The organism is Pseudomonas sp. F8002 (genome assembly GCF_013385495.1).
Lineage (GTDB): Bacteria > Pseudomonadota > Gammaproteobacteria > Pseudomonadales > Pseudomonadaceae > Aquipseudomonas.
The window spans coordinates 291,764-313,021 of record NZ_JACAPW010000002.1; the positions used below are offsets into that span (position 1 = coordinate 291,764).

At 61.0% G+C, this 21,258-nt stretch carries 20 protein-coding genes; 9 read left to right on the plus strand and 11 right to left on the minus strand.

The window, feature by feature from the left end; all coding sequences use genetic code 11:
- Positions 1 to 87: 87 nt before the first annotated feature.
- Complete coding sequence (locus HX811_RS03695) at positions 88 to 993, minus strand: LysR family transcriptional regulator (protein ID WP_003207388.1); 906 nt, start codon at positions 991 to 993, stop codon at positions 88 to 90.
- Positions 994 to 1,201: 208 nt separating this feature from the next.
- Here HX811_RS03695 and HX811_RS03700 point away from each other — a divergent pair, with 208 nt between their 5' ends.
- Positions 1,202 to 1,930, plus strand: coding sequence for a helix-turn-helix transcriptional regulator (locus HX811_RS03700; protein ID WP_158213527.1), 729 nt, complete (start codon positions 1,202 to 1,204; stop codon positions 1,928 to 1,930).
- 6 nt (positions 1,931 to 1,936) lie between these two features.
- Here the strand turns inward: HX811_RS03700 and HX811_RS03705 are convergent, their stop codons facing one another.
- The 3 genes from HX811_RS03705 to HX811_RS03715 form a co-directional block, all read right to left on the minus strand.
- A complete protein-coding gene (locus HX811_RS03705) occupies positions 1,937 to 3,253 on the minus strand; it encodes an OprD family outer membrane porin (RefSeq protein WP_177044805.1) in 1,317 nt (438 codons plus the stop codon).
- A gap of 237 nt (positions 3,254 to 3,490) precedes the next feature.
- A complete protein-coding gene (locus tag HX811_RS03710; protein ID WP_003207381.1) occupies positions 3,491 to 3,994 on the minus strand; it encodes a FadR/GntR family transcriptional regulator in 504 nt (167 codons plus the stop codon).
- 73 nt (positions 3,995 to 4,067) lie between these two features.
- A complete protein-coding gene (locus HX811_RS03715; RefSeq protein WP_087692419.1) occupies positions 4,068 to 6,200 on the minus strand; it encodes an FUSC family protein in 2,133 nt (710 codons plus the stop codon).
- Between the two features lie 254 nt (positions 6,201 to 6,454).
- Here HX811_RS03715 and HX811_RS03720 point away from each other — a divergent pair, with 254 nt between their 5' ends.
- A complete protein-coding gene (locus HX811_RS03720; protein ID WP_177044807.1) occupies positions 6,455 to 7,402 on the plus strand; it encodes a LysR family transcriptional regulator in 948 nt (315 codons plus the stop codon).
- Here the strand turns inward: HX811_RS03720 and ispC are convergent, their stop codons facing one another.
- On the minus strand, positions 7,403 to 8,644 hold the full coding sequence (gene ispC / locus HX811_RS03725) for a 1-deoxy-D-xylulose-5-phosphate reductoisomerase (RefSeq protein WP_087692420.1): 1,242 nt from the start codon (positions 8,642 to 8,644) through the stop codon (positions 7,403 to 7,405).
- 282 nt (positions 8,645 to 8,926) lie between these two features.
- Here ispC and HX811_RS03730 point away from each other — a divergent pair, with 282 nt between their 5' ends.
- The gene (locus HX811_RS03730) at positions 8,927 to 9,670 is read left to right on the plus strand and encodes an SDR family NAD(P)-dependent oxidoreductase (RefSeq protein WP_177008595.1); all 744 of its coding nucleotides are present in this window, start codon (positions 8,927 to 8,929) and stop codon (positions 9,668 to 9,670) included.
- Between the two features lie 16 nt (positions 9,671 to 9,686).
- Here HX811_RS03730 and HX811_RS03735 read toward each other — a convergent pair whose 3' ends face one another.
- Together HX811_RS03735 and HX811_RS03740 are read right to left on the minus strand one after the other, a co-directional pair.
- Positions 9,687 to 10,853, minus strand: a complete 1,167-nt coding sequence (locus HX811_RS03735) for an MFS transporter (RefSeq protein WP_003207370.1) — start codon at positions 10,851 to 10,853, stop codon at positions 9,687 to 9,689.
- Positions 10,850 to 11,872, minus strand: a complete 1,023-nt coding sequence (locus tag HX811_RS03740; protein ID WP_003207368.1) for an NAD(P)-dependent alcohol dehydrogenase — start codon at positions 11,870 to 11,872, stop codon at positions 10,850 to 10,852. The genes HX811_RS03735 and HX811_RS03740 overlap by 4 nt, the downstream gene beginning before the upstream one ends.
- Before the next feature lie 149 nt (positions 11,873 to 12,021).
- On the opposite strand from HX811_RS03740, the gene HX811_RS03745 reads away from it, so the two are divergent.
- Positions 12,022 to 12,948, plus strand: a complete 927-nt coding sequence (locus tag HX811_RS03745; protein WP_003207367.1) for a LysR family transcriptional regulator — start codon at positions 12,022 to 12,024, stop codon at positions 12,946 to 12,948.
- Here HX811_RS03745 and HX811_RS03750 read toward each other — a convergent pair whose 3' ends face one another.
- Positions 12,949 to 13,353, minus strand: coding sequence for a helix-turn-helix domain-containing protein (locus tag HX811_RS03750; RefSeq protein ID WP_003207365.1), 405 nt, complete (start codon positions 13,351 to 13,353; stop codon positions 12,949 to 12,951).
- A gap of 90 nt (positions 13,354 to 13,443) precedes the next feature.
- On the opposite strand from HX811_RS03750, the gene HX811_RS03755 reads away from it, so the two are divergent.
- Positions 13,444 to 14,373, plus strand: coding sequence for an aromatic alcohol reductase (locus HX811_RS03755; protein ID WP_177044809.1), 930 nt, complete (start codon positions 13,444 to 13,446; stop codon positions 14,371 to 14,373).
- Here HX811_RS03755 and HX811_RS03760 read toward each other — a convergent pair.
- Both HX811_RS03760 and HX811_RS03765 read right to left on the minus strand, forming a co-directional pair.
- Positions 14,348 to 14,902 (minus strand): putative natural product biosynthesis protein, encoded by a 555-nt coding sequence (locus HX811_RS03760; RefSeq protein ID WP_003207361.1) that lies wholly within the window; start codon positions 14,900 to 14,902, stop codon positions 14,348 to 14,350. The two genes, HX811_RS03755 and HX811_RS03760, sit on opposite strands and share 26 nt — an antisense overlap.
- A 62-nt stretch (positions 14,903 to 14,964) precedes the next feature.
- Complete coding sequence (locus HX811_RS03765) at positions 14,965 to 15,348, minus strand: DUF2946 domain-containing protein (protein WP_003207359.1); 384 nt, start codon at positions 15,346 to 15,348, stop codon at positions 14,965 to 14,967.
- Positions 15,349 to 15,613: 265 nt separating this feature from the next.
- Between HX811_RS03765 and HX811_RS03770 the strand changes: the two genes are divergently transcribed.
- The 4 genes from HX811_RS03770 (at position 15,614) to HX811_RS03785 (ending at position 19,875) form a co-directional block, all read left to right on the plus strand.
- Positions 15,614 to 16,219 carry an SCO family protein gene (locus HX811_RS03770; RefSeq protein ID WP_003207358.1) on the plus strand — a complete coding sequence of 202 codons (606 nt, stop codon included), beginning with the start codon at positions 15,614 to 15,616 and terminating at the stop codon, positions 16,217 to 16,219.
- On the plus strand, positions 16,219 to 16,695 hold the full coding sequence (locus tag HX811_RS03775; protein WP_003207356.1) for a copper chaperone PCu(A)C: 477 nt from the start codon (positions 16,219 to 16,221) through the stop codon (positions 16,693 to 16,695). Before HX811_RS03770 ends, HX811_RS03775 begins: the two co-directional genes overlap by 1 nt.
- Positions 16,696 to 16,996: 301 nt before the next feature.
- On the plus strand, positions 16,997 to 18,244 hold the full coding sequence (locus tag HX811_RS03780; RefSeq protein ID WP_008435327.1) for an OprD family porin: 1,248 nt from the start codon (positions 16,997 to 16,999) through the stop codon (positions 18,242 to 18,244).
- Positions 18,245 to 18,264: 20 nt separating this feature from the next.
- A complete protein-coding gene (locus tag HX811_RS03785) occupies positions 18,265 to 19,875 on the plus strand; it encodes an argininosuccinate lyase (protein ID WP_003207353.1) in 1,611 nt (536 codons plus the stop codon).
- A gap of 138 nt (positions 19,876 to 20,013) precedes the next feature.
- Here HX811_RS03785 and HX811_RS03790 read toward each other — a convergent pair whose 3' ends face one another.
- Positions 20,014 to 21,246, minus strand: a complete 1,233-nt coding sequence (locus tag HX811_RS03790) for a cation:dicarboxylate symporter family transporter (protein ID WP_177044811.1) — start codon at positions 21,244 to 21,246, stop codon at positions 20,014 to 20,016.
- Between the last annotated feature and the right edge of the window lie 12 nt (positions 21,247 to 21,258).

A 21,258-nucleotide genomic window follows, 5' to 3' on the forward strand; every position in this document is an offset into this window, starting at 1 on the left:
TCCCGGTGATAAATATCACCCGGATAGTGCCCAGCCATCGCCACCCGCGACAATTAGGCACCCAGGCAAAAGCCTTTTACCCAATGGTCATGCCTGGAAGGCTTGCACCATGTAGTCGACGAACAGCTTGACTCGCAGCGGTATCTTGTCGCGCTGCCGATAGCAGATGTAATGCCCCCTGCCCCGCGCCTGCGCCGCATAACCCGGCAGCAAAACGATCAAACGCTGTTGCGCGATCCAGTGCTGCGCCTGATAGCCGGCCAGCTGTGCCACACCACCGCCGGCTACGGCCGCGAGCGCCACTAGCTCCGGGTCATTGAACAACTGGCTGTAAGGCAACGGCAGCCGTATGAACTGCCCGTCGACTTCAAACTCCCACACATGCGGCTTGCCCGACTGCGCCAGGCGAAAGGCGATAGTCTTGTGCGCCGCAAGGTCTTCCAGGGTCTGCGGGTAGCCGGCTGAGTGCAGGTACTCAGGCGCGGCGCAGGTGACGAAACTCATCGGCGCCAGTTGCCTGGCGATCACATCGGCGTCCTCCAGCCGCCCGTTGCGAATCGCGACATCCACGCGACCTTCGGCGAAATCCACATGGCGATCATTCAGATCAAATTCGAGGGTGATGTCCGGGTGGGACTTACAGAACCCAGGCAACAGCGGCGCAATGCACTTGCGCCCAAAACCCACGGTAGAGCTTACGCGCACTACGCCGGACGGCGACTGGGTAGCGTGTTTCAGCGCTTCGGTCGTGCGCAACAGATGCTCGACACTGGGCAGGCACTCTTGAAAAAACCGGCGCCCTTCCTGCGTGACCGCTACGCTGTGGGTCGTGCGTTCCAGCAGCTTGATCGCCAGTTGGGTTTCCAGGCGGGTAATGCTGCGACTCACCGAAGGCACTGAAATGCCCAGGTCGCGTGCTGCCTCGCTGAAGCTTTCGCTGGCCGCGACTTTCATGAAGGCGATGACGCCGGCGAAGTTTTTTCCGATGGACATCGGTGAGGTTTCCTTGAAGGGCGCACGCCAAAAGCATCGACAGTACCCAACCGCAAACCCAAGCGCCCTAGCCAATCCGACGGTTTTTCGGTAGGCCAAACTGCGGCTTTACAGCCCTTTTGATCTGGCACAAAATCCCTCCTTATCTAGAAAATATCGGGATCGCGCCATGCTTGAACACCCATCGATTAAGTTTGGCGCGGCCCCCGTGCAAGGTTTGGTCCGGGAGTATTTGCCCGGCTTGCGTGAACCTCACGTTCACCCGGAACACGCGCAAATCATGTACGCCATCAAAGGTTCGATGACGGTACTGACGGCCGAAGGCATCTGGGTTCTGCCACCGCAGCGGGCGCTCTGGATTCCGCCAGGTGTCAGCCACACCTTCAAGCATTCGCGTCAGGTGTCGATGCGTACCGTATATGTGCGTCAGGGCGCGGCCAGCATTCCACCGTGGGCCCGCTGCGCAGTGTTAAATGTCGGGACGCTGGTGCGCGAGCTGATCCTGGCCTGCGCGCAACTGCCAGGCGAGTACCCCGAGCACAGCCGCGAAAGCCGCCTGGGCACCGTGCTGCTGGACCACCTGGCATTGCTTGAGCAAGACGCCTTTTACCTGCCTGAACCCTCGGATAAACGCGCGGTGCGCGCCGCCAACCTGATCAAGCAAAACCCCAACGACACTCGGCCGCTCAAGGAAATCGCCTTCGAGGTAGGCGCCAGTGCACGCACCCTGGAGCGGCTGTTTGCTGCCCAGACCCGCATGGGCTTCGGCGCCTGGCGCCAACGCTTGCGGATGATGGTGGCCCTGGAAAACCTCGCGGCGGGGGAAAGCGTCAGCAGCACCGCCGCCGCGATTGGCTACGAAAGCTCCAGCAGCTTTATCGCCGTGTTCCGCTCGGTGTTCGGTTGCAGCCCGGCCAGGTATTTCGCCCAGCGTTGAGCCGGCCTACAGCAAGGGAATGCTGTAGCTGACCATCAACCGGGCTTCGTCTTTGTCAGCGCTGTCATTACCCCGCAGCACCGCACCACGCCACATGAACCCAAGCCCCTTGAAGGTGCCGGCAGGAATCACATAGTCAACCCGCACGTCCCGCTCCCACTCGGTATTGTCACGACCTGCCGTGCGGATGTGGCTGCCATGTATGTAGGTGACGCTGGTCTTCAGCCCCGCCACGCCCAGGTTCGCAAAATCATAGGCATAGCTGGCCACCGTGGCCTGTTCCCCGGCGTTGACGAACTTCAACGACTGGGAGTTGGTGATCAAATACACCGAGCGGCCCTGCCCCTGGTTGATATGGGGGAAGTCACTTTCGCCCGTGGTTTTCTGATACCCCAGGCTCACCGAATGGCCTTGCAGCGAATAAGTAAACAAGGCACTCCACAGGTTATTGTCGACCTTGCCATTGTTGACGCCCGGCCCGTAGTAACCCGAGCTGACGTAGCCCTCGGCACGCCCCGCCGCACTGGAGTTCTTACCGTCCGAGGTACTGTGGAAGTAGCGCAGGTCACTCTTGAACTGGCCCACCGGCAACTGCCAGTTGTGCAACAGGCCGAAGAAGTGTTGCTGGTAAAAGTTTTCAAGATTCGCGTAGTAATACTGCAACTGCATCTGCTTGCTTACGGCGTAATCCACACCACCGTAGTAAAACTGATTGCTGGACGTGCCCTTGACCGGATCGTTTGCGCCAGCGATGGACAAGCCCTGGCCGTTGCTGGAGTTACGGTCAAGCACCTGCTCGATTTTGCCGGCGACGAGGTTGAAGTCTTTCAGGTCCTTGGAGTCCACCTGGTAGCCACGAAAAGTCTGGGGCAACAACCGGCCGTCTTCATACATCAGTACCGGCACCCGGGGCATCAGCGTGCCCACTTTCAGTTGGGTCTGGGAGATGCGCACTTTGCCGGTGACCCCGGTCTTGCTGAAATCATTGGCAGCCTTGCCATCAGACAGCGGGAAGACGCTACCGGGTGTGTTGTCCTCCCCCACCTTGCCGGCACGCCCTGACGCATCCAGCCGTACGCCGTACAGCTCTTGCAGATCCAACCCCAGGCCCACCACCCCCTCGGTGAAACCGGACTGATAATTGAACATGAAGGCCTGGCCCCATTCCCGGTCCGAGGCCCCCTTGGCATTGCGCGTGTCCTGGTTGAGATAGAAGTTGCGCAGGTCCAGGGTCGCTTTACTGTCGTCGATAAAACCCGATGCAGCCGCCTGCTGTACAACGCCGAAAGAAACGGCCAGGGCCAGGTAAGTCTTGTGGTTCATGAAGGCTCCGAACAGTGAACACGACTGTCCCGTCGACCCAGTGATGGCAGCCGTTTTTTATTGTGTGTTGCAGTGTTTTCATTCGACGGGAGGCGCGCACGATATAGGCCTGGCGGTTGTGAAAACAGCCGCCAAAACGGGCATTCACTTTTCCAGTTTTTGTAACAATGAGGACGACGCGCAGGCGTCTGGAACGGGCTTCCCACGAGGTCTTAAGTCAACTGCGAGTACAACGACTCACGCTGCAGTGCCGTCTCGCTCCGACAGCCAGCGGAGCTTTTCCAGCATGGGATCGAACATCGCGCGTACCGCCTCGACTGCCGCGTCTTCATCGCCAAAGATAATCGCCTGGACGACTTGCGCATGGGCTTCAAGCCCCGGCTCATACAACTCGTTGTCGGCAAAAATCGCCAGATACTGGCTGTGGAACGAAGAGCTGAATGCGCGGTACATCGACTGCAAGACCACGTTGTGGGAAGCCACGGCCACCGCACCGTGCAAGGCCTGGTCGCGGTCGACGAAATCGTCGAGTTGATCCCCGAGGTTATATTCGCCACGCCGCGCCAGGGCGTGCCACAACCGGCGGATATCCTCCAGGGTGCGACGGCGCGCAGCGAGTCGGGCGGTTTCGACTTCCAGCAGGTACTGGGCCTCCAGGTGGTCGCGGATCGCGCTACGTTGTTCACGAATGCCATCGATGATCGAAGCGACCCAGGCGTGATTGCAAAGACCGGCGTACATGGGCAACTCCTGAAAGATCATGCCCCTCGAGTATAGAGATTGATGCTCATCCAGACTCCTTCCGGCCCGCCAACTAGTCGCTCGATTGCGCCACTTTTTCTCCCGGCTGGTTGTAGTGGACCAGCGGCGATTGCGGGTCGAGCAGCGAGGTGCGGATGAAGTGCAGGTAGCTTTCCACCCGTCTCAGGGCTGAAGTCTCAAAGTTCCCGGCGAATGGCTCATCGGTCTGTTGCACGCACTCAATGGCGTGCTCGACAGCCTCCAGCGCGCGCTGCAAATAACCGGGCCCAGGCTTGACGAACAACCGCACCAGTGCGCGACCCATTGCCCGGATGGCGAGGCGCCAGGGCATGCTCTCGGCGTAACAGGCCTGCGCCGGCAACCGGGCCTGCTCGCGGCGCAACTCGATGATCGCGTGCCCCACGTCCAGTACCACGAACGTCCAGCGCAGCAGGCGATGCTGCACCGATGCCCTGCCCGCCGCAAAGTTGTAGGCCTGGTTGAGCAGGTCGCGGGTGCCGCTTTCGAAACCGGAGCCCAGCGCCGGCAACGGCGCGCTGATGGCAACCACCACCTGGCGGCGCAGATCCTGTTCCAGCCGGCGCCACAGCCAAGGGCTGTTGGGTGGCAGGATAATCGCCCCCGCCGCGGCGCACACCAACATGCCAAACACCATGGCGAGATAGTCATTGATCAGCCCGTAGGGGTTGTACAGCGTCAGGTTGGCAGGCACTGAGCTGGTGCCGAAAAACACCAGCATGCCCAGGCCATAGCCGGCCAATTGCGGCCTCGCCAGCCAGAACGAACCCAGTACGATCACCGGCGCCATGACCACGCACAGCAACGGAAAACCGTCGATCATCGGGTACACGAAAAACACTTCGAAAATGCCAATCACCGCTGCCAGTAGCGTACCGCAGGCGATTTGAAACGACATGCGCCTAGGGTTGGCAGAAAACGCCGACAGGCCTACGGTCAGCGCCGACACCAGGGTCATGGCCGCGCCGCTGGGCCAACTGGTGGCAATCCACAACGTACTGAGCACCAGTAACACCACCGCGGCGCGCAACCCGGCCGCAAGGGTCGCCAGCCAGTTGGTCCGAGGTTGAAACGGTTCGTTCCATTGCTCTCGCACATGGTTGTGATCGGCGAGGGACGCATGCGTCTGGGCGTAGCTGTGCAGCTCGTCGACAAAGCGGTAGAGCAGTTCATACGCGGTGTGAAAGTCCAGCAGGTCATCGGCTACGGGAGCGGTATGTTGCAACGCCGCACGCAGGCGCCGGACCCGGTCTGGCAAGCCGGCTTTGTAGACTTTCAGTTCGGTGGACAGCACGGCCGCGTCACGGTCCGTCAATGGGTGCCCGGCGAAGGGTTTGAGCAGCTCGGCCAACGCGATCAACCCCGGATCGACGGCCTGGACCACCTCCACGCCACCGCGCAGGCGAACCCGTTCAAGCAGTTGATGCAGCGCGTTGAAACGCGTGGTGATCGCCATGAACTCGCTGTTGAGGCGGTTGATTCGCCCATTGCGCTGGCGCATGTAAGGGTCTTCGAACACGCTGACGCTGCGCATTACTTCCAGGCCAACGGCCTCGGCGATAAACCCCAGGTTGGCGCTCTCGAAGGCCGCCTGGTCACCGGTATCACGCAGGCGCTGCCGCACAAATCCGGCAAAGCGGCCAAAGCGTTGGTACAACGTGTTGCGCATCGCCACGCTGGAGGTTTTAGGCAATACGGTGGCGCTAATCAGCGTCGCGCAGACGATCCCCAAGGTGATCTCCAGCACTCGCCAGACGGCCGCCATGAATACCTGCTGCGGATGGCCCACCACGGGAAGCCCGACCATCACCGCCGTGTAGCCGGCGAGCACAAATCCATAGGCGCGGAAGTTGCGATTGCGCGCGGCACCACCGGAACACAACCCCACCCACAATGCCAGGCCCGCGAGAAACAGCTCGGTGCTCTGGGCAAACAGGGCCATCAACAGCACCATGAACGATGAGCCCACCAACGTGCCGATGAAGCGATAGATACTCTTGGCGAGGACGTGCCCGCTGTGGGGCTGCATCACGATAAACACAGTGGTGATCGCGGTGCTCGGTTGTGGCAGTTCCAGGCGCATCGCCAGCCACAGGGTCAGGTACGAGGCGATCAATACCTTGCCCAGGTAGATCCACATCACCCCATCGCTGCGGGCCCACTCCATGAAGCCCCGGCGCCAGGGCAGCGACACCAGCCAGCGGCCCGCTCTACCGGCGATATTGAAACGACGAACAGTGAGTCGAGGCACGCGACCTTCCGGCTGACGGGAAATGGGGCGGCGACTCTAGGGGCTTCCATGCGCCCCGGTAAGTCATCAGAAACGTGAATGACTGTTACGTAAAAATCCACAATAAATAGCGTTTACAGCCGTGGATGAGTTCATGCCACACTAAAAAACGTTCCACCTGGAGAGCATCGATGGACATCCTGCAGAACATGCGCATCTTCCGCTGCGTTGCCGAAGTCGGCAGTTTTACTGGCGCGGCAGTGCAGTTGAATAGCAACACCACCCATATTTCGCGCTCCATTTCCAACCTTGAAACCCACCTGCGAACCCGCCTGTTCAACCGCACCACACGCCGTACCGCACTGACCGAATCCGGCAAACGCTACCTGTTGCGTTGCGAGCAAATCCTGCGCTCCGTCGAGGAAGCGGAGCTGGAAGCCGGCGACGCCCACACACGCCCTACCGGCCAGTTGAAAGTGCACTCGATGACAGGCATCGGCCAGCACTACGTGGTGGACGCCATCGCATGCTACCGCAAGAACTACCCCGACGTGACGTTCAACCTGAGCATGAGCAACCGCACGCCGAACCTGGTCAACGAAGGGTTCGACGTGTCGATTGTGTTGGCCATTGACCTGCCCGATTCCAGCCACGTTTCACAGAAACTGGGCACGACCTACAGCATCGTCTGCGCCTCACCGTCCTACATAAAAAACCATGGTGCCGCGCAAACGCCGCAAGACCTGCTCAGCCACGCCTGCCTGCGGCTGGTCAGCCCGGTGATCCCGCTGGAAGACTGGACGTTCGACGGCCCCCGTGGCCAGGAGAGCGTCACCATCAGCAGCTCGCCGTTCCTGGTGGACTCGGTCGACGCCATGAAGACCGCCATCAGCAACGACATGGGCGTGGGCATCCTGCCGGTGCATGCGGCAATCAAGGGGCTGCGCAGCGGCACTCTGGTGCGAGTCCTGCCCGAGTACCGCCTGGAAGAACTGAGCCTGTACGCCATCTACCCTTCCCGGCACTACCTGGATGCAAAAATCAAAACCTGGGTGGAGTACCTGCGCAGTTCACTCCCGGAAGTGCTGGCCGACCATAAGGCTGTGCTGAAGATTCGCGACCGGGTCAGCTACGGCTGATCATCGCTGATAGTGCTGATTCAGCCATCCGAGTGCCCACCGGCGGGCACTGGCGTCGGCCTCCATGACGCCATACAGGTCCGTCACCGCCACCACCGGCTCCTTGTCCAGCACATGCCGGATGCACTCGGCGATCTGCATGAAGCCGATGCGTCCGTCCAGAAAGGCCTGCACCGCGACTTCATTGGCCGCATTGAGCGACGCCGGTGCCGTGCCGCCCACATCCGCCACCTCGCGCGCCAGGGCCAGGCAAGGAAAGCGCTTCTCGTCCGGTACTTCGAAATCCAGCCGGGCCACCTTGAACAAATCCAGTGGTTCAACCCCTGAATCGATCCGTTGCGGCCAGGCCAGGGCATGGCTGATGGGCGTGCGCATGTCCGGGTTCCCCAACTGCGCGAGCATTGAGCCGTCGACGTAATCCACCAGCGAATGGACGACGCTTTGCGGATGGATCACTACCTCGACCTGGGACGGCCTGGCGCCGAATAACCAACAGGCCTCGATCAGTTCGAGTCCCTTGTTCATCAGGGTTGCCGAGTCCACCGAAATCTTGCGGCCCATGGACCATTTCGGGTGAGCGCAGGCTTGGTCCGGCGTTACGTTGTGCAGTTGCGCCATCGGCGTTTGGCGAAACGGCCCGCCGGAGCCAGTCAACAGAATGCGCCGCACGCCCGCGTGGGCCAGGCCGTGTTGAGCATGGGACGGCAGGCACTGAAAGATTGCGTTGTGCTCGCTGTCCAGCGGTAACAGCACCGCCCCACTGCTGCGCACCGCCTGCATGAACAACGCACCGGACATCACCAGTGCCTCTTTGTTGGCCAGGAGGATTTTCTTGCCGGCCTCGACGGCGGCCATCGTTGCATTCAAGCCCGCCGCACCGACGATAGCGGCCACCACCGTGTCCACATCCCGGTGACCGGCGACGAATTTCAGACCGCTTTCGCCGCCCACTACCTGAGTCTGAGAGCCCTCCTCCAACAGTTGCTTCTGCAGCGTCGCCACGGCTTGCGGCGTGGGCACCACGGCGTAGTCCGGACGGTGCAACAAGCATTGTTTTTTCAACAGCTCCAGTTGGGTGAACCCGCTGAGGGCGAAGACTTTATAGCGCTCGGGGTGACGCGCGATAACGTCCAATACGTTGACGCCCACCGAACCGGTAGCGCCCAGCACGCTGATGGCTTGCAAGCGTTGACGGGTGGCGATCACCTGGCGAATGACTTTTTTGCGCGGAATAAGCGACATGACGTAATGAGCCTGACGTAGAGAAAACAGCCGCCATTAACCAAGGAAAGTGCCAGTGCCGTCATCGCGATAACGCCAACAACTATCGCAAAAAAGCCAAGCCTTCGATCAGCTCGAAAACGGGCCTTGGTCATAACGACTACAGCACGTCATAAGGACTACATAACACTCGTGTCATATCGACTACAAAAAATATATCCAACTGATTTATAGGAACTTTTCATATGGCATGAATCCTGATCAGTGCTGCGCGCCCCTTTGGCAATCTATAAAGAGAACCCCATGAACAATGACTTCAACCACCGCCTTGCCGTAGTGACCGGTGCCAGTTCAGGTATCGGCCTGGCTGTCACCTGCAAGCTGCTTGAACAAGGTGCGCAAGTGGTCGCCATGTCGCGACAGATTGGCGAATTGGGCGCATTGGCGGAGCGTTTTGACGAGCAGCTCTACTGGCTGGCGGGGGATGTCACCCAGGCTGCCGACCAGGCACGCCTGGCGCAGTTGACGGCGTCCATCGGACCGGTGGATTACCTCGTGCCCAATGCCGGGATCGCACAACTGGCCGATGGCCTGGACCTGGCCGCCTTTGACCGGCAATGGGCCGTCAATGGAGCCGCGGCTCTCAACACCCTCGGCAGCCTACGCGAGCAAATGGCCGCCCAGGCGTCGGTGGTATTTATCGGTACATTCCTGGAGCTGGCGACCTTCCCTGGGCTCGCCGCGTATATTGCTTCGAAGGCCGCCTTGCGGGCGCAAATGCGCACCCTGGCGGTGGAGCTGGCGCCCCATGGCATTCGTCTGAACATGGTATCGCCCGGCCCCACCGCCACGCCGATCTGGAGCACCTTGGGGCTCAGTGACGAAGCGTTGGGCGGCGTTGCCACCACAGTCAATCAGCGCCTGCTCAATGGGCAATTCCTGGAGCCGGGCGCTATTGCCGATGTGATCCTGTTCCAGTTGAGCCAGGGCGCACGCAGTGTGTTTGGCCAGGACTGGGTGGTCGACGGCGGCTACACCCTGCGTTGACCATGGCCCCGCAGGCCTAATGCGCAGCGCACAGGTCTGCGGGCAATGCCTTGGCGCCTCCGAACGCCAAGGCCTTCCACCCAATAACAAGCAATGACAGTGCGGCAAATATCAAGCCGCAGCCGATCACTCCGGTGGTGCCGAATGCATTGATAAACAGCCCGCCCACGGACGCCCCGATCACCACGCCGGCATTCGCCGAGGACACATACAGGCTGGTTGCGAACTCATGCGCCTCGGGCGCCGACGAGGTCAGCCAGACTTGCGTGACCACCAGCCCGCAGGTATGCGCAGCGCCCCACAGCAGCACAATCAAGCTCATCGACCACCACGACGGGCTGCCGAACGCGTACAAGACCACGTACGCCGCCGCCAGCACAATGGGGTACAGCACCACCGTCGCCACCATGCTTTTGCCCAATAACCGGCCCACCAACAGGTTGCCCGTGACGCCGCCCACGCCGAAGATCACCAGCATGATGCTGATGGCCTGGCCATCCATGCCGGTCTGGGTCCTGAGGTACTCGGCGGCATAGCTGTAGACCGAAAACATCGTGGTGAACACCAGCACCGTCGCGATGATCGCCAGCCACACCGACAGGCTGCGCAGCACCGCCAGTTGCTTGCCGAAACTCAGCGGCATCGGGCGTTCATGATGGGGCAGTTTCAACAGCAGTCCGACACCTGCCAACCCCGTTGCCAAAGCGCAGAAGAAGAACGATGCCTCATAGGAAATACTCGCGCCCACCCATGTGGTCAGCGGCACCCCAAGCACCAGGCCCAAGGTGGTGCCCACCACCGCCAGGGCCGTGGCATGCGCCGCGCGGTCCTTGGGGTACAAGGACACCGCGGTGGAAAACGCAGCGGCAAAAAACACCGGGTGCAGCATCGCCGGAATTACCCGCAACGCCATCAAGGTTTCGAAGTTCGGCGCAAACGCCGACAGCACGCTGCACACGGAAAAACCAAAGAGCGCGCCCACCAGGATTTTCTTGCGCGCCAGGCGCGACGCCATCAGCACCAGGAAAGGCCCCAGCACCGCCACGATCAGCGCAAACAAGCCCATCAATAACCCGGCCTGAGACACGCTGATGCCGAAACGTTCGACGATCATCGGTAAAATGCCGACCACACCAAACTCCAGGGTGTACAGGCCGAAAAGACCCAGAATGATGTAGATCACCGGCCGACCTCGATCACGATCTTGCCAAACGCACCGCGCCCGAGATGAGCGAAGGCTTCGGGCACTTGCTCGAAGCCGTAGGTGTGATCGATTACCGGCTCGATGCCGTGGCGGTCGATCATGGCAATCAGATCTTCCAATGCGCGGCGCGGCCCCACGGAGATGCCGATGATGGAGGCCCGCTTGCCAAGCAAGGCCATGACCGGAGCATTCAATTGGTCACTCTCCAGCAGGCCGATCACCGAGATGCGCCCACCGTTGGCTACCGCGTGCAGGGAACGCGTGAGGTTGTCACCGCCGGCCATTTCCAGGATATGTTCGGCGCCACGCCCATCGGTCAGCGCTTGCACCGCCGTGTGCCATTCCGGTACCCGGCTGCGGTTGATGCCATGGGTGGCACCCAGCTCTATGGCACGCGCGATCTTTTCATCGCTGCTACTGGTGATGATAACGCGGGCACCATTGGCCGCAGCCAGTTGCACCGCAAACAACGAGACGCCACCGGTGCCCTGCACCACCACGGTATGGCCGGCGTGCAGGTGGCCCAGTTCGAACAGCGCCATCCACGCCGTCAAGGCGGCCACTGGCAAGGTGCTGGCCTGCCCTGCGGTGAGGCTGAGGGGCGCATGCACGCACCATTCGGCAGGTGTTGCCACGTACTCGGCGAGCATGCCGGGGAGCGGGCCACCCTGAGGCGGCGCTTCACTCCAGGACAGCGGAGCGCCATCGACCCATCCGGCAAAAAACGTCGACAGCAGCTTGTCGCCCACCTTGAAACGCGTAACGCCCTCGCCCACGGCGACCACCGTGCCCGCCATGTCGGAGGCCGGCGTGAATGGGAATGTGAGGTCGGCACCCATGCTGTTTTCGACCACTTCACCGTCGCGGTAATTGAGCGAGACGGCCTCGACGCGCACCAATACCTCCCCGGCCTTCGCGATGGGGCGTGGCACGTCGGCAAGGCGCAGTGTGTGCAGTCCCAATGCAGGTGTTTCCCAGCGTTTCATGGTGTCGGTCATCTTGGTATTCCTCGTGAATGGGCAATGCCACAAGGATATGGGCCTGTCCTCACGGGATTAAGGGGGCGCCGGCTCCACTGTCTACGGAGCTTTTGTTCCGCAATCGGGATAAGGTAGCCAGGCCTCGCCTCAGCCAAACCGGAGCCTCGATGGACAGCCTCAACACCCTGAATGTTTTTGTGCAGGTCGCCGAAACCCGCAGCTTTGTCGCCGCCGGGCGCGTGCTGGGCGTAACGGCCTCGGCAGTCGGCAAGAGCGTGGTACGCCTGGAGGAACGCCTGGGTGTGCGCCTGTTCAACCGCAGCACCCGCAGCGTCACGCTGACTGCCGAGGGCGAGCTGTTTCTGGAGCGCAGCCGGCGCATCCTGATGGAGATCGACGAAGCCGAAGCCGAGCTTTCGCAAACCGTGTCGGCGCCTCGTGGCCGGCTCAAGGTCAGCCTGCCGCTGGTGGGCCATCCGTTCTTGCAGGTGCTCGCGCAATTCAAGAAAGCCTACCCCGAGGTGCAGCTGGACCTGAGCTTTACCGACCGCCGCGTGGACGTGGTGGAAGAAGGTTACGACGCCGTGCTGCGCAGCGGTGAAGCGCCCGACTCGCGCCTCACATCGCGCCTGATCGGCGGCTACCGGATGCTGCTGGTAGCATCACCGGCTTACCTCGCCGAGCGCGGCACGCCGCAACGGCCGGAAGACCTGGCTCAGCATGCATGCATCAAGTTCCGCTACCCCAACACCGGCAAAATGCAGCGCTGGCCCCTGCGCCAGGACGGGGTGGAAGCTGATTTCCCACTGCCCGCCGCGATGGTCTGCAACAACCTGGAAGCGCGCATCTGCTTTGCCGTGCAAGGTATCGGCATCGCCTACCTGGCGGATTTCGCCATTCGTGAATGGCTCGACAGCGGACAATTGGTGCCGGTGCTGGAGGCGTGTTCGGAAGCAGAGAACTTCCGGATCATGTGGCCTTCGGGCCGCCATCCAACGCCCAAGCTGCGGGTGTTTATCGACTACCTGCATGCGCACCTGTTTCCCGAGGATGGGCCTGCGAGCAAACGTGCAGACTGCCGGCCCACGTCTTGATCACAGCGCCTGATCAGCGTCGAACTGCTCCCGGGATCGCCTGAATCCGTCGGCATTTTCCACCACCCACGTCCACAACGGAATCATGTGCACCAGCAGCTGTTTGCCCAACTCCGATAGCTGGTATTCGACCTTGGGCGGCACCTCCTGGAAGTCATGGCGCAGCACCAGGCCATCGCGCTCCAGCTGGCGCAAGGTCCGCGTGAGCATGCGCTGGGTGACGCCCTCCATGCGTCGGCCGATCTCGGCGTGGCGCAGCCGGCCGTTCACGCCCAACAGGTGCACGATGCCCAACGACCAGCGGTTTCCCGCATGGGTCAGCACCTGCCGTTTGAGCCCGTCTTCATCGGCGCTAAGGGCTTCACAGGCGGCTTGTGAGCGCCTGATGATCTCGTCGTTATCCACCTTCTACTCCCGGTATCACTGGTGTGCCTTCTTATGCGCGGTCGGCAATTCTGCAAGCATGGCATGACTTTCACCTGAACCGAGACCCCTATGACTGCTTCGATCCTTGTACTGGGCGCCGGCGAACTGGGCCTGGCGGTACTGCGCCAACTGTCCCGCCTGGCTGCACCGCAAAATGTGTCTGTGACGGCGTTGCTGCGCCCCGCCACACTGAACTCCCCCGACCCGGCCAAACAGCAGGAAATCATCGAACTGCGCGCCTTGGGCATTGAGCTGCTGGCGGGTGACCTGGCCAATGGCTCCGAGGCCGAGCTGGCAACGGTGTTCGCCGACTATCACACCGTGATCAGTTGCATCGGCTTTGCCGCAGGCCCCGGCACTCAGCGCAAGCTGACCCGCGCGGTCATCGCAGGCGGTGTGAAACGTTATGTACCGTGGCAGTTCGGTGTGGACTACGACGTGATCGGCCGCGGTTCGGCCCAGGACCTCTGGGATGAACAGCTTGACGTGCGCGACTTGCTGCGCTCCCAGCAAGGCACGCAATGGGTGATTGTCTCCACCGGGATGTTCACCAGCTTCCTGTTTGAACCGTCCTTCGGCGTCGTCGACCTGGCGCAGAATACCGTGCATGCATTGGGAGATTGGGACACCGCTGTCACCGTCACCACGCCTGAGGACATCGGCCTGCTGACGGCACGCATCCTGTTCAGCACGCCGCCGATCACCAATCAGGTGGTGTACACCGCCGGCGACACCCTGACCTACGGCGAGCTGGCCGATACCGTGGATGCGCAACTGGGGCTCACCCTCAAACGCGAACGCTGGTCGGTGCGCTACCTGGAAGCGGAACTGGCCGCTGCACCCGAGGACAACCTGATGAAATACCGGGTGGCCTTCGCCCAAGGCAACGGCGTGGCCTGGGACCCTGCCATTACCTTCAATGGGCAACAACAGATCGCCGTGACCAGCGTTGCCCAATGGATTGAGCAGAACCTCAAGGCACCGGCAACCACCCGCTGAACTGCCCCTGGCTGTCCAACGTGCACCAGGCGAAATCCCAGGGCAGCGGCGGCAGCCTTTGCAGCGCCACGCCACTGCCCGGCTTCCAGTCCACCACCTGAAGCGGCGCGCCTTGCCAGGCCACAACCACGCCCCGGACCTGGCTGGTGTCATCGCTGACCCAACGGGCCGCGGCCGCTGTCATGAACGCTTCGATGGGCTCTTCATCGATCTGCGTGCGATACACCGAACCGAGCAGCCAACGGCACACGTTTACATGGTAGGTCCAGTCCAGGGAGGGACGGTTGCGGTAAGCCCAAGTCATGAAACTGCGAAACAGGTTCAAGCCCTCCGGCGGGTCAAGCTTGAGCAAACCGGGGCAGATGTCGAACAAGGTGTGCCAGTACGGCAGCAACCGTGCATCCAGGTGGACGAAACAGCGGGCGTTACTCGGGTATTCGACAGACGGTAGCAACACGTCGCCGCGGGACGGACGGCGCGACGCCTTGCTGACCAGGCGGGCAGCGCCGGAAGGCAGGATAGAGCTCATGGAACGCACTCACACTCGTGACGATAGAACGCCTCCTGGTATCAGGAAGCCCGGGGCACACGTCAGAATGCAGGGGAAGCGCGAGGGTTGGCCGAAGGCCAGGAATACCGCGGAGGGGCCTTGTTGCGCCGCTCATGGGCCGGGCGCGGCTTTTGCCCCAGGCCCAACAGCCAGGCCAGGCAAAACAGGAAGACGATGCCCAGGGTCACGGCGGAGCACACCGGGCAGGCGAAGAAGTTCGACCAGCTGCTGGCCGTCGGATTGCCCAGGCCGGCATCCGAGGCCGGCGCCTTGGTACCCAGGCTTGAGCAGAACTGACCGCCCAGGCCATTGAGCTCAAGCCCCATCATCTGCCCATGGCCCAAACCGCAGACGAACACATTGAACAGGACGCAAAAATACAGGGTCCAGGCAATGAGTGAACGGTCCGGGCGGGAGAGTTTCATGGCGGCGACTTTACCATTCCCCCTGTAGGAGCTGTCGAGCTTTAGCGAGCCTGCGATGCAGGCGCCACGGTCTTGCAGGAATACCGAGCCGATCCCTTCGCAGCCTCGCTCAAGCTCGACAGCTCCCACATTTGGTCTTGCTCGGCAGGGCCTGTGACAGAACGTCGCAGATTACGCCCAGAGGCCCGGGTTGTTAGAATGCCACGCTCTCCTCGCCTGATTTAACGCTTCGTGGTACCCAGGCGCTTCACAGGATGCACAGTTGATGAGTACGTTATTCACCCGCCGCAAAGTCCTCTCCGGCATGGGATTGCTGGGCCTGGGCCTGCTGGCCGGCTGTGACAACAGCCCGAAACTGAACTTCAAGTACGGCAAGGATCTGAGCGACAAGATCATGGGCCGTACCTTCAAGCTCAAGAACACCGACGGCGAGACCGTCACCTTGAGCTCTTTCCGTGGCTTGATGCCGGTGGTGTTCTTCGGCTTCACCCAGTGCCCGGCCGTGTGCCCGACCACCCTGGCGCGCATGGCCCAGGCGAAAAAACTGATGGGCCGCGACGGCAAGATCATGCAGGTGGTGTTTATCACCCTGGATCCGGAACGCGACACGCCCAAGATACTCGACGCCTACGTCAAGGCCTTCGACCCCAGCTTCCAGGCGCTGTACGGCACCCCGGAAGAAATCGCCGTGGCCGCCAAGGAGTTCGGGATCTTTTATGAAAAGATCCCCGCCGGCGACAGCTACACCCTCTCCCACACCGCCACCAGCTTTGTGTTCGACACCCGGGGCACCCTGCGCCTGGGCTTGTCTGCCTCGCTTAACGCCAAAGAGTGCGCAGAAGACCTGCTCACCGTCATGGAGGTCTGCTAATGACTGCCGTTCAACACCTCAAGCGCTTCGCCCTCGGTCTCTCCCTGCTGGGCCTCGCCGCCCACGCCAGCGCACAGGCAGTGGTCACCGACGCCTGGGTACGCGCCTCGGTACCGGGCCAGCCGTCCAGCGGCGCGTTCATGACCGTCACCGCCGACAGCGACAGCAAACTGCTCAGCGTGGCGTCGCCGGTCGCCAAGACCGTGCAGATCCATGAGATGACCATGAAGGACGACGTGATGCGCATGGGCCCGGTGGACTCGGTGCCATTGCCCGCCGGCAAGGCCGTCAAGCTCGACCCGGATGGCTATCACGTGATGCTGATCGACCTCACCGCCCAGATCAAGGAAGGCGACCAGGTGCCGCTGACCGTCACCGTGGAAAATGCCAAGGGTGAAAAGCAGTCGATCGAAGTGAAGGCCCAAGCCCGTGCGTTGAATGCGACGGAAACCATGGATCACAGCAAGATGCACTAAAGCGCAGATCAAAATGTGGGAGCGGGCTTGTGTGGGAGCGGGCTTGCTCGCGAATGCGGTGTGACAGTCACCGGATGTATTGACTGATCCACCGCTTTCGCGAGCAAGCCCGCTCCCACATTGGCCCTTCAGTGTCTGAAAAATCGGGCATCCGCTTCATACTTTTTTCGTCTCGCATCAACACTTTCTATATATTTTCAATCTGCAATACAACTCGTTAGCCTGCGCAAGCCGGACGCGTCTCCCTGTCGCCGTCCGGCCAGATAATTCTAAAAATAAGCAGCAGACAACGGGAATAACAATGAACAAATCCCCCATTACCCTGGGCTTGACTTCGGCCACCCTCGGTTTGACCCTCGCCTTCCCAACCTTTGCCGAAGCTGACTTTTTCAAAGACAGCAAGGCCGACCTCGAATTTCGCAACTTCTACTTCAACAGCGATTACCGCCAGCCCAACGCGAGCCAGTCCAAACGCGATGAGTGGGCCCAAGGGCTGATCCTCAATTACCAGTCGGGTTACACCGAAGGCCTGGTGGGCTTTGGCCTCGATGCCATCGGCCTGCAGGGTTTGAAACTGGACTCAAGCCCCGACCGCCAAAACACCGGCCTGCTTCCCGTGGGCGAGGATGGCGCACCGGACAGCTACAGTCGAATGGGCGCCACCGCCAAGGCGCGGATCTCCAAAAGCGTGCTCAAATTCGGCACGCTGATCCCCAAGCTGCCGACCGTACTGCCCAACGATGGCCGGCTGCTGCCCCAGACCTTTCGCGGCACTCAATTGACCAGCCAGGACATCGCCGGCCTGACCTTCGATGCCGGGCGCCTGACCAGCAACACCCTGCGTAACGACAGCGGCCATGCAGACATCGAAGTCGACGGCAAAGGCATCAAGGGCGCCGTGCCCAGCGATAAATTCGACTTCGCCAGTGCCAGCTACAGCTGGACCAAAACCCTGGTCACCGGCTACCACTACGCCAACCTCGAGAACAACTACAAGCAACACATCTTCAACCTGGTCCATACCCTGCCACTGGGTGACGCGCAGTCGTTCAAGACCGACCTGCGTTACGCCGACTCCAGCAAGGAAGGCAACAGCAACATCGACAACCAGGCCTTCGGTGCCAAGTTCACCTACAGCCTCCACGGCCACTCGTTCGGCGCCGCCTACCAGCGCATGAAAGGCACCACCGGCTTCCCCCACCTGGACGGTACCGACTCCTACCTCGTCAACTACGTGATGATCTCGCCGGACTTCGCCAACCCCGAGGAAAAGTCCTGGCAGGCCCGCTACGACTATGACTTCGCCGCCCTCGGCATCCCCGGCCTGACCTTCATGACCCGCTACCTCAAGGGTGACAACTTCGTGCGTACCCGAACCCTGGAAGGCACCGAGTGGGAGCGCAACACCGATATTGGCTACGTGTTCCAGAGCGGTGCCCTGAAGAACCTTGAAGTGAAATGGCGCAATGGCACGTATCGCAGCAATGGCAGCGGCAGCGATATCGACCAGAACCGCTTTATCGTCAGCTACACCCTGCCCTTGCTGTGATTTTTCCCGGAGCGTTGCACATGAATAGCAGAAAAAGCCTGATCCACCTGGCCGTCGCCTTTGCCCTGTTCAGCAGTTACGGCGCCTACGCCGCCGACACCGGCGCGTTGCCCTGCAAAACCACCGAAGAATGCGCCGCCCAGGCGGCCAAAGTCGGCGCCACGCCGGGCTCCTCGCAAAGCGCCCACAAGGCCAAGGGCGACCCGACCCAAACCCAGTTCGCCTGGTTGAACCGCATCAACAAAGCCTCGATCGTGATGCTCACCGAAGAAGGCATCGTCAAGCCGGACATGGGCCACAAGATCGCCGGCGGCGTGCGCTTTGCCATCGACCAGGCCGACCAGCCCGATGGCAAGCGCCCGGAAGACGTGCTGCAACTGGAAAAAATCATGACCGACAAGATCGGTCCGGAAGCGTCGCTGATCCACTCCGGCCGCAGCCGCCAGGACATGCTCGCCACCTACCGCCTGGCCAAACTGCGCTCCCAGGTGCTGGCCTACAGCGAGGCACTGAACGCCACCCGCCAACGTATCCTGAACATCGCCGACAAGAACATCGACACCCTGGTGCCCGCCTACACCAACGGCGTGCAGGCCATGCCCATCAGCTATGCGCACTACCTGCTGGCGTTCGAAGCCGCATTTGATCGCGACGGCCAACGCATCCGTGAACTCTACACTCGCCTCAACCTGAGCCCGATGGGCACCGCGGTACTGGCGAACTCCGCTTACCCGCTGAACCGCGAACGCCTGGCCGAGTTGCTGGGGTTCGACGGCGTGCGGGAAAACTCCCTGGATTCGAGCCAGGTGTCGACCTACGACATCCCGATCGAGGCGGCCAACCTCGCGGCGTCTTCAGCGATCCGCATCGGCGCGATGATTGGCGATATCCATACCCAGTACCATCAGATCCGCCCCTGGTTGCTGCTGGACGAAGAGTCCACCTACACCAGCAGTGCGATGCCGCAAAAACGCAACCCGGGGTTGTTGATGCGCACTCGGGAATCGGCCTCGGACGTGGTGGGTCTGGCGCAAACCGTGACCTTACGCGCGCATAACGTCACCACCGGCATGACCGACTACAAGTTTGCGTTCGATTCATTGGGGCTGTTCCAGTCCACCGATGACATGTTCAAAAGCATGGATGCCGTGCTCGATGCGCTGCAGATCAACCCCCAGCGGGCGCTGGATGAGCTGGAGTCGGAATGGACCACGTCCATGGAGTTGGCCGACACCCTGGAGCGTCAGTTCAAGGTACCGTTCCGCATTGGCCACAGCTTCGCCTCGTTGATCGTCACCGAGGCGCGCAGCAATGGCACCACGCCGAAGACCTTCGCGTATGCGGACGCGCAGAAGCTGTACACCCAGGCCGCGGACAAATACAAATGGACGCCGAATACGTTGCCGCTGGATGAGGCCGGTTTCCGTGCTGCGCTGTCGCCGACCACGATGGTCAAGACTCGCAAGGGTACGGGTGGGCCGCAGCCGGAAGAGGTCAAGCGGATGCTGGTGGAGGCGCGCAAGAATCTCGACGCGGACCAGAGCTGGTTGAAGGAGCGTCGTGAGAAGTTGAAAGGTGCTGAAGGCAACCTGGACAAGGCCTTCGACAAGTTGCTCAACGCCAAGGGCTGAAATGCGATCTGAATGTGGGAGCCGGGCTTGCCCGCGATAGCGGAGTGTCAGACAACAGATTTATCGACTGACATACCGCTATCGCAGGCAAGCCAGCTCCCACATTTGATCTGCTTTTACCTGAGGAATGTGCTCGGCTCAGTGACTCAGTTCCCGCTTCAACACCTCACGGTCAATCGACTTCTGCCACCCGCATATCGCCAGGCATGCCACGCAATTGCCCAGCACATTGGTCAACGACCGACACTTCATCAGCCGTTCCACTCCCAACAACAAACCCACCCCTTCCAGTGGCACCAGTTGCAGGATGTTCAAGGTAGCAATCAGGGTAAACAGCGCCGAGCCCGCCACACTGGTAGACCCCAGCGAGGTAAACAGGCAGATCACCAGTACCGCCAGCAACTCGGGCACGGCAATCTCCACCCCGGCCAGATGCGCCAGAAACATGATGGCGGTGGTCAGGTAAAGATTGGTACCGGCCAAGTTGAACGTATACCCGGTGGTCAACACCAGGCGCACTAATTGGCGATCACAGCCCAGCGCCTCAAGTTTGCTGACGCAACCTGGAAGTGCGGCCACTGAAGAGCCGGTGAACGTCACCAACAACAACTCTTCTTTCAAGTAAGCAATTAGCCGGCTCAATTTAACGCCGAGCAGGCGGGTAATCGTGGCGAACACTAGAATGACGAACACCGCGCAAACCAGGTAAATAACAACAATGAACTTCAAGAGCGGCAGCACCGAACTTAAACCGTACTTTCCCACCACAAATGCCATCGCCCCAAACGCCGCCAGCGGTGCGAACTTCAGGATAAACCGCAGCAACCAGAACAACCCGGCGACCGCCGCTTCCAGCCAACCGAGGCAGCGGTTTGCGACCTGGCCGCCACGCCCCAGCAGCAGGCCGCACAGCACCGCCACCAGCATCACCTGGAGCACCAGGCTTTGGGTGAAAACCTTGTAAAGACTGGACGAAATCGAGGTCATCGACAGCTCGTGCAGCAGCGTTTCGGGCGCGGCAGGCGGTGTCAGATGATCAAAATCCAGGCTGGCAACTGCCGTATGATCCAGGCTGAACAACCACCCCGTCGACATTCCCAACACCAATGCAGCAAGGGACATCAGCTGGAAATACACCACGATCCGCCCCACTACATGCCGATGGTGGGGCTCGCGCTTGATACCTGCGACACCGGTCGACACCAGCACAAACAACAGAAATGGCATCAGTAACCCGACCACTTTTATAAAGGCGTCACTGAGCAGCTTCATCTCGACTGCCACGCCCGGATAAAAAAGCCCCAACACCATGCCAAGAGCAATGGCAATCAAAATAGGCAAGGTGGCGTTATTCGAAAATCGGGTCGACATCAATGCTCCATG

Coding starts and splice junctions, on each gene's coding strand:
- HX811_RS03695 (WP_003207388.1), bottom strand. CDS start 993: ATGTCCATCGGAAAAAACTTCGCCGGCGTCATCGCCTTCATGAAAGTC.
- HX811_RS03705 (WP_177044805.1), bottom strand. CDS start 3,253: ATGAACCACAAGACTTACCTGGCCCTGGCCGTTTCTTTCGGCGTTGTA.
- HX811_RS03710 (WP_003207381.1), bottom strand. CDS start 3,994: ATGTACGCCGGTCTTTGCAATCACGCCTGGGTCGCTTCGATCATCGAT.
- HX811_RS03715 (WP_087692419.1), bottom strand. CDS start 6,200: ATGGAGTGGGCCCGCAGCGATGGGGTGATGTGGATCTACCTGGGCAAG.
- HX811_RS03720 (WP_177044807.1), top strand. CDS start 6,455: ATGGACATCCTGCAGAACATGCGCATCTTCCGCTGCGTTGCCGAAGTC.
- ispC (WP_087692420.1), bottom strand. CDS start 8,644: ATGTCGCTTATTCCGCGCAAAAAAGTCATTCGCCAGGTGATCGCCACC.
- HX811_RS03730 (WP_177008595.1), top strand. CDS start 8,927: ATGAACAATGACTTCAACCACCGCCTTGCCGTAGTGACCGGTGCCAGT.
- HX811_RS03740 (WP_003207368.1), bottom strand. CDS start 11,872: ATGACCGACACCATGAAACGCTGGGAAACACCTGCATTGGGACTGCAC.
- HX811_RS03745 (WP_003207367.1), top strand. CDS start 12,022: ATGGACAGCCTCAACACCCTGAATGTTTTTGTGCAGGTCGCCGAAACC.
- HX811_RS03755 (WP_177044809.1), top strand. CDS start 13,444: ATGACTGCTTCGATCCTTGTACTGGGCGCCGGCGAACTGGGCCTGGCG.
- HX811_RS03760 (WP_003207361.1), bottom strand. CDS start 14,902: ATGAGCTCTATCCTGCCTTCCGGCGCTGCCCGCCTGGTCAGCAAGGCG.
- HX811_RS03765 (WP_003207359.1), bottom strand. CDS start 15,348: ATGAAACTCTCCCGCCCGGACCGTTCACTCATTGCCTGGACCCTGTAT.
- HX811_RS03770 (WP_003207358.1), top strand. CDS start 15,614: ATGAGTACGTTATTCACCCGCCGCAAAGTCCTCTCCGGCATGGGATTG.
- HX811_RS03775 (WP_003207356.1), top strand. CDS start 16,219: ATGACTGCCGTTCAACACCTCAAGCGCTTCGCCCTCGGTCTCTCCCTG.
- HX811_RS03780 (WP_008435327.1), top strand. CDS start 16,997: ATGAACAAATCCCCCATTACCCTGGGCTTGACTTCGGCCACCCTCGGT.
- HX811_RS03785 (WP_003207353.1), top strand. CDS start 18,265: ATGAATAGCAGAAAAAGCCTGATCCACCTGGCCGTCGCCTTTGCCCTG.
- HX811_RS03790 (WP_177044811.1), bottom strand. CDS start 21,246: ATGTCGACCCGATTTTCGAATAACGCCACCTTGCCTATTTTGATTGCC.